Raw genomic sequence first — 11,481 nt, 5'->3', positions numbered from 1 at the left:
GGGACAGCTCCCGGCCGCGCCCGGGGCGCCCGGGCGTGGCGCCCTCCGCCCGCGGCCCCAACCAGACTCAAGCAGTGCCCCGTTGCGCCTTCCTACGCTGACGCGCATGGACACCTCCCCCGCACTGGACGCCTCCCGCGCGCCGGACGCCGCCGCCCGGCTGAGCGAACTCGCCGCCGCCAAGTACCTGCTGTTCACCACCCACCGCAAGAACGGCACCCCCGTGCCCACCCCGGTCTGGGTGGCGCGCGACGGCGACGCGCTGGTCTTCACCACCGTCACCCGCACCGGCAAGGTCAAGCGGCTGCGCAACCGCTCCGACGTGCTGGTCGGGCCGAGCGACATCCGCGGCACCCTGCTCGGCGAGCAGGTCCCGGCCACCGCCGTCCTCGACCCCGGCCGCGCGCCCGCCTACCGGAAGCTGCTGCGCCGCAAGTACGGGCTGCTGTGCGCGATCGCGCTGACCGCGAACGTGCTGCGCTTCGGCAGGGGCGGGACGATCGGCGTGCGGGTCACGCTGAGCTGAGGCCGGCCGTACGCATTCCGGGAATCCGCTGAAGGGCACCGATCCGCGCTGTACGCTGCCGGGCATGTGCGCTGCCACCCGGATGCACCCCGACGGACTGGTCATCGACGCGGCCCTGGTACGGCGGTTGATCTCCGCCCAGTTCCCGGACTGGGTCGGGCTGCCGGTCACGCCGGTCCCCTCCACCGGGACGGACAACGCGATGTTCCGCCTCGGGCCCGAACTCGCCGTCCGGCTACCCCGGGTGGAATGGGCGGCCGGGGACGTCCGCCGCGAGAAGCAGTGGCTGCCCGCGCTGGCCCCCCGACTGCCGCGGCCGATACCCGCTCCGCTCGCGGTCGGCCGGCCCGCCGCCGGCTACCCCTGGGAGTGGTCGGTGCTCCGCTGGTTCGAGGGCGCCAACCCGGTCGTCGGCGCCCTCGCCGCTCCCGGCGCGCTCGCCCGTGACCTCGCCGCCTTCGTCAACGCCCTGCGCGCCGTCAACCCGGCCGGCGGCCCGGCGGGCCACCGCAGCGTCCCGCTCGCCTCCCGCGACGGCGCCACCCGCGCGGCCATCGCCCAACTCGCCGGAGCGGTCGACACCCACGCCGCAACCGCCCTGTGGGACAAGGCGCTTCGCCTCTCCGAGTACGCCGGCCCGCCCTCCTGGATGCACGGCGACCTCACCCCCGGGAACCTCCTGCTCGACCGGTCCGGCCGGCTCGGCGCCGTCCTCGACTTCGGCCTGATGGGCGTCGGCGACCCCACCGCTGACCTGATCGTCGCCTGGAACCTGCTGCCCGCCTCGGCCCGCCCCGCCTTCCGCGCCGCACTCCACGCCGATGACGCCACGTGGGCCCGCGGCCGTGCCTGGGCCTTCTCCATCGCGCTGGTGACGATCCCCTACTACCGTCACACCAATCCGGGCCTCACCGCCAACGCCCGTCACGTCGTCCGCGAGGTGCTCGCCGACCGCAGCACCTGACCGGGCCCGCTGCCGACCGGGCCCTGATGCTGACCGCGCACCGCCGCCTGACCAGCGGGGCGGCACTCCCGTCGGCGCCGTCGGCGGCCGTTGCTATGGTTCTCCCCGCCACTACGGGTAGGGGGACAACTTGGCACGCAGAAGCAGTGTGATCGACGTCAGAGTCAGCCGGCGGGTGCTGTGGGTGGGCGGCGACGCCTATCCGCTCCACAACATCGCCCGGGCCCGGCGGTTCCAGCTGCTGCCGCCCAAGCGCACGCGGGTGATCATCCGGTTCTCCCGGCAGGTGATCGGCCTGCTGGTGGCCACCGCCCTCCTCGGTTCGCTGCTCGGGCGCGGCGCGAACCAGGAGACGACCAAGAACGTGATCGGCCTGGTGGCGCTCGCGCTCTTCGCGGCCAGCCTCTACCGGCTGGTCAAGCGGCTGCAGATGCGCACGGTCTACCAGCTGATCATCGAGACCTCCAGCTCCTCGAACACGGCGGTGGTCAGCCACGACGCCCAGCAGGTCGGCAACCTGATCCAGCTGATCATGGAAGCGATCGACAACCCGCTGGCCGAGTTCGCGCTCCAGGTGGAGAACGTCCACATCGGCGACCAGATCAACCAGTACGGCGACCACAACACCGGAAAGAAGGTCAGTCTGTGAGCGGCGGCATCCACTTCGGGGACTCGGTCACCCAGCACGGCGACCACAACATCGGCATCATCAAGCACCAGGGCCCGGCCGACCCGCAGGCCGCGATGCGTGAACTCATCGCCGCCGTACGCCAGTTGCGCGAGCAGGTGCCGGCCGAGGACCGCGAGGTGCTGGACGAGTCGCTGGCGGACCTCGGTGGCGGGCAGGCCACCCCGCCCGCCACCCTGCGCCGCGCCCTGCGCAACATCTCCGGCGTCGCCGCCCTCGCCGCCGCCGGCGCCCCGGTGGTGGAGTCGATCCGCCGCATCCTGGACTCGCTGAGCTCCTGAACTCCTGAACTCCTGAACTCCTGAGCAGCTGATGGCGGGCAGCAGGCGACATCCCACCCGGGGTAAATGTCATACCGGGTCAGAAATCTGCCCGAGTCAAGGCCTGCTGCTAGCCTGACGCCATGAGCGGACTGCGGGAACGGAAGAAGGAACGGACGCGACGGTCGATCTCCGAGGCCGCGATCGCGCTCTTCCTGGAGCACGGCTTCGACCCGGTCTCGGTGGCGGACGTCGCGGCCGCCGCCGAGGTGTCGAAGCCGACGCTGTTCAGCTACTTCTCCACCAAGGAGGACCTGGTCGTCCACCGCTTCGCCGACCACCAGGACCAGGCCGCCGGCGCGGTCCGCGGCCGGGCGGCCGGCGAAACGGTGCTGGCCGCCCTGCACCGGGACTTCCTGGACGGGCTCGCCCGGCGCGACCCCATCACCGGGCTCAACGACGACCCCCGGGTCCTGGCGTTCAGCGATCTGGTGTACTCCACGCCGAGCCTGAAGGCCCGGGGCGCCGAATACCTCGCCCGCGCCGAACAGTCCCTCGCCCGGGCGTTGCACGAGGCCCCCGACCTGGCCCCGCCCCGGCGCCTCACCGCCCCCCTCCTCGCCGCCCAGGTCACCGCCACCCAGCGGGTCCTCGCCGAACACAACTGGCACCGGATCCGGGACGACGGCCGGACCGCCGACGAACTCCACTTCGAGGCCACCACCAACGCCGACCGCGCCTTCGAACTCCTCACCGCCGGCTACGAAGGCGCCGGGCACCCGGGCCCCACCGGGCGCTGAGGCCCCACCCAGCACGGAGGCCCCACCGGGCACCCGGGCCCCACTGGTTAGAGTGCCGCGCATGACAACGCGTCAGCTCAGCTTCGAACGGCTGCACAACTTCCGCGACCTGGGCGGCCACCCCGCCGCCGACGGCCGGTCCGTCCGCCGAGGCCTGCTCTACCGCTCCGACTCGCTCGGCAAGCTCACCTCGCCCGCCGACCTCGACCGGCTCCAGGCCCTCGGCGTGCGCACCGTGATCGACCTCCGCTACCCCTGGGAGATCGCCGCCAAGGGCCGGGTGCCCGACTACGAAGGGCTCGTCTACCACAACCTCTCGATCGAGCACCGCACCTACGACCAGGCCGAGATCGACCCGGACGTCGACCCCTGGCGCTACCTCGCCGACCGCTTCGCCGAGGTCACCGAGGACGGGGTGGAGGAGATCCGCGAGGCCCTGGAGGTGATCGCCGCCGCCGATGAGCCCGTGGTCTTCCACTGCGCCTCCGGCAAGGACCGCACCGGGCTCATCGCCGCCCTGGTCCTCACCCTGCTCGGCGTCTCCGAGGACGACGTCGCCGCCGACTTCGCCCTCACCGAGCTGGCCACTCCGCACCTCGTCGCCGAATGGCACGCCGCCCACCCGGGCCGCACCCTCCGCTGGCCCGGCTACGGACGCGCCCCCGAGACGGTCATCCGCCTCGCCCTCGCCGACCTGACCGCCCGCCACGGCTCGGTCGAGGGCTACGCCACCGGCGCCCTCGGCTTCTCCCCCGCCCGGACAGCCGCCCTCCGATCCCGCCTGCTCACGACCTGACCTCGCCCGACGGACCGTCAACGGCCAAGAAGGTGAAGGGAGTTCACTCGAACACAGGTTGACCTAAACATGTCATGTCGCGTTGCCCCCGCCTCCGCCGCGCTGCCAGGATCGGGCCACTGCCCAGACGAACCAACGGGAGAAAACCATGAGGATGCGTTCCGTTCTGCCCGTCGCCCTGCTGGCCGCGGCCGGCCTGTTCGCCGGCGTCAACACCGCCTCGGCGGCGGGGTACCCCGGCTACCAGTGCTTCAAGACCGCCGACCGCGTCGAGTACTGCAGCGACGCCAAGGTCAAGAACCACGCCGCGGGCACCAACTGGATCAAGACCTGCCCGGCCGACGTCGTGGCGCACATGGGCAAGCCGTACATCGCGGCGAAGCGCCCCGACGCCGCGCACAGCTGTTAGCACCAGGCACCGAGCCGTCCGCGGACGGCACCGGGCCCGTCCGGCAGACACCTGCCGGGCGGGCCCGGTCGTCGCGGCGGGCGGCCGCTAGCGGCGGCGCGGGCCGCCCGGACGGCCGCCGCTGCGCGGCTTGCGGGGGCCGCGCGCGCCGGTGGCGGAGGCCACCGGGGCGGAGGCCGTGGCGGGCCAGTGGGTGGGCCGGGTGAGGATACCCGGCAGGCGGGTGGTGGCGTCGCCGCGGGCCGCGTTCAGCTGGGCCTGGGTGAGGAAGAGGGCCTCGGTGAGGTCGGCGCCGGAGAGGTCGGCGTCGCGCAGGTCGGCGCCGACGAGGTCGGCGAGGCGCAGATCGGCGCCGCTGAGGTCGGCGGCGACGAGCAGGGCGCCGCGCAGGTTGGCCCCGCGCAGGTCGGCGCCGCGCAGACGGGCGCCGAAGAGGTCGGCGCCGCGGTGTTCACGGCGGCGGGGGACGGCGGCGCGGACGAGTTCGCTGGCGCGCAGCAGCAGGTCGCTGACCCGCTGCCGGTGGGCGGGGACGTCGACGGCGAGGATCTCCTCGGGGGTGCCGCCGGCGAGCCGGTCGGTCTCCTCCAGGGCCTGCCGCAGGTCGGCGTGGACCGGGCGGGCGGGGGCGTAGCCGAGCGCCTCGGTGAGGTACCAGAGCAGTTCGTGGAGCTGGCGCACCACCGGGAAGACGTCGTACATGGGCTTGGCGTCGGCCGGTGCCTCGCGCCAGCTGCGGCCGCCGAAGGTGACCTGGGAGACGCGCTGCCCGGCGCCGAAGCAGTCGTAGACGGTGCAGCCCTGGAAGCCCCGGTCGCGGAGGCGTTCGTGGATGCCGCAGGTGAAGTCGGTCTGCAGGTTGCGGCACGCGCTGCCGGCGGCCTTGTCGACGGCGAAGTCCGTGCCGGCGCCGAAGGGCAGGGCGACGCAGCAGAGGCCGAAGCAGCTGGTGCAGTCGGAGCGCAGCTCGGTCGGCTGAGCCGCCGTGGGGTGCTGCGGCGGCTCGGTCTCGCGCACGTCGCGTGGTCCTTCCAGCGTGGGCACCGGCCGTCCGGTGCGTCGAACTGCCAAGCCTACTGGGCACTGGCCACACCCGCCCCACTATCGGTAAGGTGTCAACTGGCAGTGCACCTATTACGAGGTGCGCGCCCATCGCATATGGCATACGGGGGTAGGAGTGCAGGACCCGAGCATCAACGAACTCGTCCGGATGTGGATCGCCGGCTGGAGCGTCTCGCGCGGCGCGGCCGAAGCGGTGGACGAGCCCTGGGGCTGGACGATCGACGTCGGCGTGGTCGGCCACGTCGCCCGGCACGTGCTGCCCGAGCCGGCCGAGCCCGACGTCCGCAAGATCGCCGAGGCCACCACCGCACCGGGCACCTGGCTGAAGCTGTTCATCGAGGACGCCGTCGCCCGGCCCTGGCTGGGCCCGCAGTGGCGGCTCGACCAGCCGGGGTACCTGATGACCCTCCCGCTGAGCGCCGAGCGGCCCGAGGTGCCGGCCGGCTACACGGTGACCACCTGGACCCGGGGCGGGACCGTCCGGACCCTGGTCCGCACCGAGGCCGGACACCTCGCCGCACGCGGCCAGGCGGGACTGGCCGGCCCCGTGGCCGTCCCGGACCAGATCCTGACCGCGCCCGAGCACCGGCGCCGGGGCCTGGGCGCCCTGGTGATGCGGACCCTCCAGAGCGCCGGGCACGAGGCGGGCGCCGACACCGCCGTCCTGGTCGGCACCCCGGACGGCCGGGCGCTCTACACCTCGCTCGGCTGGACCACCCGCTCCTCGATGGCGAGCCTGGTCTACGAGCCCGCGGCCGTGCCCGCCGCCGCGCCCGCAGCCGGAGCCGGGTCCGGAGCCGAGTAGGGCAGCAGCTCGGCCCGCTTCGGCGGCCGGCCGTCGCCGGAGGAGCGCCCGGTGAGCCGGCGGCCGATCCACGGCCCCAGGTGACCGCCCAGCCAACGGGCGTCGGCGCGCAGCCGCTCGGCCCGGCCGGGCGGGGCGGCGGGCGGCAGCGGGGCGCGCCAGTCGAAGGCGGCGGGGCGGCCGAGCGCCTCCAACACCCCTTCGGCGACCCGGCGGTGGCCCTCGGGCGACAGGTGCAGGCGGTCCTCGCCCCAGAGCCGGCGGTCGTCGAAGCAGGGAGCGGCGAACAGGTCGACGACGGCGACGCCCTCGTCCTGGCCGAGCTCGTGCACGAAGGCCTTCATCCGCAGGATGGCCGGGAGCAGCCGGGCGCTGCCCGCCATCCTGCGGGTCGGGTCGGTGCTGGTGAACAGCACCACGGTGGCGCCGGTGGCGCGCAGTTCCTCGGCGCAGCGGCCGAGCAGCCGCTCGACCCGGGCGATGTCGCAGCCGGGGCGCAGCGCGTCGTTGAGGCCGCCGACGAGGGTCACCAGGTCGGCGCCCATCGCGGTGGCGGCGGGGAGCTGCTCGTCGTGGATCTGGCCGATGAGCTTGCCGCGGACGGCGAGGTTCGCGTAGCGGAACCCGCCGTCGCCGCCGTCAGCGCCGGCCTCAGCGGCGAGCGCGTCGGCGACCCGGTCGGCCCAGCCCCGGTAGTGGCCGTCGGGCAGCAGGTCGTCGCACATGCCCTCGGTGAAGGAGTCCCCGACGGCGACGTAACTGCGGTAGGTGGTGGGCACGGGCGGTCTCCGCTCTCCTCCGATGGCTCCGTGGCCCGACGATGCTACGCGCGGCCGGTCCGGGCACCGGCATCGGACCCCGGCACCGACACCGGCATCTGCGCCTAACCCGCGACGGGCGCCCCGTCGTCCGCCGTGCGGGGGGTGAACCAGTGCTCGCGGACGGCGTCGGTGGGCCGCTGCTCGCCGAGGGCGGGCAGGCCCCACTCCCCCAGCGCCTCGATCACCGGGCGCAGTTCGCGGCCGCGTTCGGTGAGCTCGTAGACCGTGGCGTTGGCGGGCCGTTCGAGCCGGCGGCGCAGGGCCAGGCCGTCGCCCTCCAACTGCTTGAGCCGGGCGGCGAGGATGTCGGTGGAGACGCCGGGCAGGTCGGCGTGCAGATCGGTGTAGCGGCGCGGGCCGCCGAGGAGTTCACGGACGATCAGGAGGCTCCAGCGCTCCCCCACCGCGTCCAGGGCGCGGGCGACGGCGCAGTACTGGTCGTAGCTTCGGCGTGACATGCGGATCAGCATAGCCAAAAGGTTGGACTTTCCAAGTGCCAACTTGGTAGAACAAAGCATCAGCAACGATGCGGTGGTGACGGTCGGGAGGCCGCAAGTGGAGTTTCGGCAGTCCAGCAAGCTGAACAACGTGTGCTACGAGATCCGCGGCCCGGTGGTCGACCAGGCCAACGCCCTGGAGGAGGCCGGGCACAGCGTGCTGCGGCTGAACACCGGCAACCCGGCCCCGTTCGGCTTCGAGGCGCCCGAGGAGATCATCCAGGACATCATCCGCAACCTGCCCAAGGCGCACGGCTACAGCGACTCGCGCGGCATCCTGCCCGCCCGCCGCGCGGTGGTGCAGTACTACCAGCAGCGCGGCGTGACCGGAGTCGGCGTCAACGACGTCTACCTCGGCAACGGCGCCTCCGAGCTGATCCAGATGGCCGTCACCGCGCTCGTCGACGACGGCGACGAGGTGCTCGTCCCGATGCCGGACTACCCGCTGTGGACGGCCGTGGTCCGGCTGGCCGGCGGCAAGGCCGTGCACTACCTGTGCGACGAGCAGGCCGACTGGTACCCGGACCTCGACGACATCGCCGCCAAGATCACCGCCCGCACCAAGGCCATCGTCGTCATCAACCCCAACAACCCCACCGGCGCGGTCTACCCGAAGGAACTGCTGGAGGGCATCCTCGACCTGGCCCGCCGCCACCAGCTGATGGTCCTGGCCGACGAGATCTACGACAAGATCCTCTACGACGACACCGAGCACCACTGCCTCGCCGCCCTCGCCGACGACGTCCTCACCCTCACCTTCAACGGCCTCTCCAAGGCCTACCGGGTGGCCGGCTTCCGCAGCGGCTGGCTGGTCGTCTCCGGGCCCAAGCAGCACGCCGCCGACTACCTGGAGGGCCTGACCATGCTCTCCGGCATGCGGCTGTGCCCCAACGTGCCCGCCCAGTTCGCCGTCCAGGCCGCGCTCGGCGGCCACCAGTCCATCAACGACCTGGTGCTGCCCGGCGGTCGGCTCACCGAACAGCGCGACGTCGCCTTCAAGGCCCTCAACGAGATCCCCGGCGTCAGCTGCGTCAAGCCCAAGGGCGCCCTGTACGCCTTCGCCCGGCTCGACCCGGCGGTGCACCGGATCGTCGACGACGAGCAGTTCGTGCTGGACCTGCTGCTCCGCGAGAAGATCCACGTCGTCCAGGGCACCGGCTTCAACTGGCCCCGCCCGGACCACTTCCGCTTCGTCACCCTGCCCCGCGCCGACGACCTGGAGACGGCCATCAACCGCATCGGGCGCTTCCTCGCGACGTACCGCCAGTCCTGACACCTAGGCTTGCCGGTCATGACCGTCCTGCGTTCCGTCGCCCTGTTCGTCGTCGCCGCCCTCGCCGAGATCGGCGGCTGCTGGCTGATCTGGCAGAGCGTGCGCGAGCAGCGGCCGTGGTGGCTGGCCGGGCTGGGGGTGGTGGTGCTCGGCGGGTACGGCTTCGTCGCGGCGCTCCAGCCGGACAGCCACTTCGGCCGGGTGCTGGCCGCGTACGGCGGGGTGTTCGTCGCCGGGTCGCTGCTCTGGGGCGTGGTCGTGGACGGCTTCCGGCCGACCCGCTACGACGTGGTGGGCGCGCTGGTCTGCCTGGCCGGGGTCGCGGTGATCATGTACGGGCCCCGGCGCTGAGCGCACTGGGCCCTCCACGCACGGGGTTCTCCACGCACGGGGCCCCGGCGTCGAGGTGCGGACTCCTCGACGCCGGGGCCCGGCGAGCCGGTTCGGGGACTACCAGCCCCAGCCGCCGCCCTGACCGTCGTCGTCGTGGTCCGAGTCCCAGCCCTCGCCGACCTTGCGCAGGATCGTGTAGTTGTCGATCTGCGTGCCGTCCTCGGCCAGCGCGGTCACCTTCATGGACGACTTCTGGCCCAGGTGGGCCGGGGTGACGTCGACCTTGATGAAGGAGTAGCCGGTGTAGCGCACCCGCGACCACTGGATGGTCTCGGGGACCTTCACCTTGCCCTTCCCCCAGTAGTAGGTCTTCACCTCGTCCTGGTGGTTCTCGTGCCCCTCGTAGGTGTCCGGCACGTCGAACTTGTACAGGCTGCGGCCGGCCGCGCCCGCGGTCACGTAGACGACGCCGTCCTTCGCCGGCTCGATGGTGGCGCCGCTCGGCACCTGCTTCGAGACCTTGTTGCCGAGGATCGCGTCGGTGCGCTCGTAGATGTGGTTGTGGCCGTTGATGACCAGGTCCACCCGGAACTTCTCGAACAGCGGCACCCAGGCCTCGCGGACGCCGCCCTCGGAGGCGTGCGCGACGGTGGTGGAGAAGGCGCAGTGGTGGAAGAAGACCACGACGAAGTCGATCGTCTCGTCGTTGCGCAGGTCCTTGAGGGTGCGCTCCAGCCACTTGGTCTGCTTGTTCGCCGAGATCCCCAGGTTGGCCGGGATCTCGTAGGAGACGTCGTTGGCGTCGAGCGAGATGACGCCGACGTTCTTGTAGCGGAAGGTGTAGACGCCGGGGACCTTGCGCGGGTCCGGGCCGTTGTCCGGGAGGAAGAAGCGGGTGTTCTCGCCGCCGTACCCGTTGGGCGAGTACCAGGCCTCGATGTCGTGGTTGCCGTAGGCGACCATCCACGGCACGGTCGCCGCGACCGTCTCGGTCTGGACCAGGAAGTCGTCCCAGGTCCTGGCGTTGTACACGGACTTGTCGGGGTCCGTGCCGGAGCCCGCCGGGTCGGCGTAGCAGATGTCGCCGGCGTGCAGGTGGAAGGACGGCTTCTGGGCCAGGATGACGTGGTCGTTGCCGGCCGCGTGCGAGCTGACGCCCTGGTCGCCGAAGGCGGTGAAGGTGAACGGCTCGTAGACCTTGCCCCAGCGGTGGTCGCGGGAGGGCGCGGTGCGGAAGGTGTGCAGGGTGGAGATCTGCTGCTGCGAGGCCGGGTCGAAGCCCTCGTGGCCGACACCGTAGTAGTAGGTGGTGTCGGGGTGCAGGTCCTCCAGCGCCACGTGCAGGTAGTACTGGTCCACCGGCTGGCTGTTCGGGCTCAGCGCCGGGGTGTGCAGGGTGCGGACCTCGGCCTGGAGCTTGTGGCTGAGCTCCCACGGGGTCTTGCCGTAGCGCAGGAACGGCTTCTTGACCGGCGCCGGGACCTGCCAGGAGATGCGGAACTGGGTGTCGGGCTCGGGGCCGAACTGGAGGTGGCGCCCGATCGGCGCGACCAGCGAACCGTCGACGCCGGCCGTCGTGGCACCGGTCAGCAGCTGCGGGCTCGCCGGCGCGGCGAAGGCCGTTCCACTGCCCAGCGCGCCGCCGACGGCGACGGCGCCGACGGTCACGGCGCCGGCGCGCAGCATCCGGCGGCGGGAGAAGCGGGCCCGCAGGTACTCGTGCTGCTCGGCCGTGCTCATGCGGTCGGCGAGCTTGGCCGGTACGCCCATGTGAGGGATATCCATGCGCGGGACTCTTCCAGCGGCGCGTTGACCGCACACGGACGCGGGGTGAACGGGCCGCAGCGCGCCGCCCATTCGAACGCCAATGTTCGACCATGATCAGGTAAAGGAGCGCGTCCGCCCCGGACCGACCCCGGATCATGGCCCCGGCCGGCGGCGCGGCCTGAGCCACCGTCGGCGCCGCCGCGGACGGGGGCGCTCAGCCGGAGGGCTCGTCCCAGGTGGAGGGGGACCGGTTGCCGGTGCCGTCGCAGGTGCGGCAGATCTCGTCCCGGTAGGCGTGCTTGGCGCCGGTCGCGTCCACCCGGTAGCGGACGTACACCCCGGTGCCGTCGCAGAGGAAGCAGTTGCCGCCCCCGCCGCCCACCTCGGTGGTCCCGGTGCCCTGACAGGTCCGGCAGCTGAGACCGGCGGTCCGGCCGGTGCCCGCGCAGATGCGGCAGACCGTCGTCATCGTCGTCCTCC

Annotated in this window: 14 protein-coding genes and 1 pseudogene; 10 read left to right on the top strand and 5 right to left on the bottom strand. The window is 72.7% G+C overall.

Features of this window, described 5'->3' with window-relative positions; translation table 11 throughout:
- The first annotated feature begins 106 nt into the window (after positions 1 to 106).
- The 7 genes from ACIOGZ_RS30920 to ACIOGZ_RS30890 all read left to right on the top strand — a co-directional run bounded on the left by ACIOGZ_RS30920 (position 107) and on the right by ACIOGZ_RS30890 (position 4,443).
- The gene (locus tag ACIOGZ_RS30920) at positions 107 to 526 is read left to right on the top strand and encodes a PPOX class F420-dependent oxidoreductase (RefSeq protein ID WP_363584025.1); all 420 of its coding nucleotides are present in this window, start codon (positions 107 to 109) and stop codon (positions 524 to 526) included.
- A gap of 64 nt (positions 527 to 590) precedes the next feature.
- Positions 591 to 1,490 (top strand): aminoglycoside phosphotransferase family protein, encoded by a 900-nt coding sequence (locus ACIOGZ_RS30915; protein ID WP_363630216.1) that lies wholly within the window; start codon positions 591 to 593, stop codon positions 1,488 to 1,490.
- Between the two features lie 148 nt (positions 1,491 to 1,638).
- Entirely contained in the window at positions 1,639 to 2,139 is a 501-nt protein-coding gene (locus ACIOGZ_RS30910) for a DUF6232 family protein (RefSeq protein ID WP_400988510.1), read from the top strand.
- Positions 2,136 to 2,459 (top strand): hypothetical protein, encoded by a 324-nt coding sequence (locus ACIOGZ_RS30905; RefSeq protein WP_363619038.1) that lies wholly within the window; start codon positions 2,136 to 2,138, stop codon positions 2,457 to 2,459. The genes ACIOGZ_RS30910 and ACIOGZ_RS30905 overlap by 4 nt, the downstream gene beginning before the upstream one ends.
- Before the next feature lie 122 nt (positions 2,460 to 2,581).
- Positions 2,582 to 3,238 carry a TetR family transcriptional regulator gene (locus tag ACIOGZ_RS30900; protein WP_400988508.1) on the top strand — a complete coding sequence of 219 codons (657 nt, stop codon included), beginning with the start codon at positions 2,582 to 2,584 and terminating at the stop codon, positions 3,236 to 3,238.
- 61 nt (positions 3,239 to 3,299) lie between these two features.
- Complete coding sequence (locus ACIOGZ_RS30895) at positions 3,300 to 4,034, top strand: tyrosine-protein phosphatase (protein ID WP_400988506.1); 735 nt, start codon at positions 3,300 to 3,302, stop codon at positions 4,032 to 4,034.
- A gap of 148 nt (positions 4,035 to 4,182) precedes the next feature.
- Positions 4,183 to 4,443: a hypothetical protein gene (locus ACIOGZ_RS30890; RefSeq protein ID WP_363584037.1), complete on the top strand. Its 261-nt coding sequence runs from the start codon at positions 4,183 to 4,185 to the stop codon at positions 4,441 to 4,443.
- A gap of 87 nt (positions 4,444 to 4,530) precedes the next feature.
- Here ACIOGZ_RS30890 and ACIOGZ_RS30885 read toward each other — a convergent pair whose 3' ends face one another.
- A complete protein-coding gene (locus ACIOGZ_RS30885; RefSeq protein WP_400988504.1) occupies positions 4,531 to 5,460 on the bottom strand; it encodes a pentapeptide repeat-containing protein in 930 nt (309 codons plus the stop codon).
- A gap of 160 nt (positions 5,461 to 5,620) precedes the next feature.
- Between ACIOGZ_RS30885 and ACIOGZ_RS30880 the strand changes: the two genes are divergently transcribed.
- Entirely contained in the window at positions 5,621 to 6,310 is a 690-nt protein-coding gene (locus ACIOGZ_RS30880; protein WP_363584040.1) for a GNAT family N-acetyltransferase, read from the top strand.
- Here ACIOGZ_RS30880 and ACIOGZ_RS30875 read toward each other — a convergent pair.
- Positions 6,247 to 7,089, bottom strand: coding sequence for an SGNH/GDSL hydrolase family protein (locus tag ACIOGZ_RS30875; RefSeq protein WP_363584042.1), 843 nt, complete (start codon positions 7,087 to 7,089; stop codon positions 6,247 to 6,249). The genes ACIOGZ_RS30880 and ACIOGZ_RS30875 overlap by 64 nt on opposite strands.
- A gap of 146 nt (positions 7,090 to 7,235) precedes the next feature.
- Positions 7,236 to 7,589, bottom strand: a pseudogene (locus tag ACIOGZ_RS30870) (winged helix-turn-helix transcriptional regulator); the annotation flags it as partial.
- A gap of 97 nt (positions 7,590 to 7,686) precedes the next feature.
- On the opposite strand from ACIOGZ_RS30870, the gene ACIOGZ_RS30865 reads away from it, so the two are divergent.
- Together ACIOGZ_RS30865 and ACIOGZ_RS30860 are read left to right on the top strand one after the other, a co-directional pair.
- A complete protein-coding gene (locus ACIOGZ_RS30865; RefSeq protein WP_380429136.1) occupies positions 7,687 to 8,901 on the top strand; it encodes a pyridoxal phosphate-dependent aminotransferase in 1,215 nt (404 codons plus the stop codon).
- Positions 8,902 to 8,919: 18 nt separating this feature from the next.
- The gene (locus tag ACIOGZ_RS30860; protein WP_063347058.1) at positions 8,920 to 9,252 is read left to right on the top strand and encodes a YnfA family protein; all 333 of its coding nucleotides are present in this window, start codon (positions 8,920 to 8,922) and stop codon (positions 9,250 to 9,252) included.
- 99 nt (positions 9,253 to 9,351) lie between these two features.
- Here ACIOGZ_RS30860 and ACIOGZ_RS30855 read toward each other — a convergent pair whose 3' ends face one another.
- Both ACIOGZ_RS30855 and ACIOGZ_RS30850 read right to left on the bottom strand, forming a co-directional pair.
- Positions 9,352 to 11,019 carry a metallophosphoesterase family protein gene (locus ACIOGZ_RS30855; RefSeq protein ID WP_350886400.1) on the bottom strand — a complete coding sequence of 556 codons (1,668 nt, stop codon included), beginning with the start codon at positions 11,017 to 11,019 and terminating at the stop codon, positions 9,352 to 9,354.
- 196 nt (positions 11,020 to 11,215) lie between these two features.
- On the bottom strand, positions 11,216 to 11,470 hold the full coding sequence (locus ACIOGZ_RS30850) for a hypothetical protein (protein WP_063347060.1): 255 nt from the start codon (positions 11,468 to 11,470) through the stop codon (positions 11,216 to 11,218).
- Positions 11,471 to 11,481 lie beyond the last annotated feature (11 nt).

Origin of the sequence: Kitasatospora sp. NPDC088160 (assembly GCF_044741445.1) — a bacterium.
Lineage (GTDB): Bacteria > Actinomycetota > Actinomycetes > Streptomycetales > Streptomycetaceae > Kitasatospora.
Note: the sequence above shows the minus strand (reverse complement) of the source record. Positions and strands in the feature narration are given on the sequence as shown.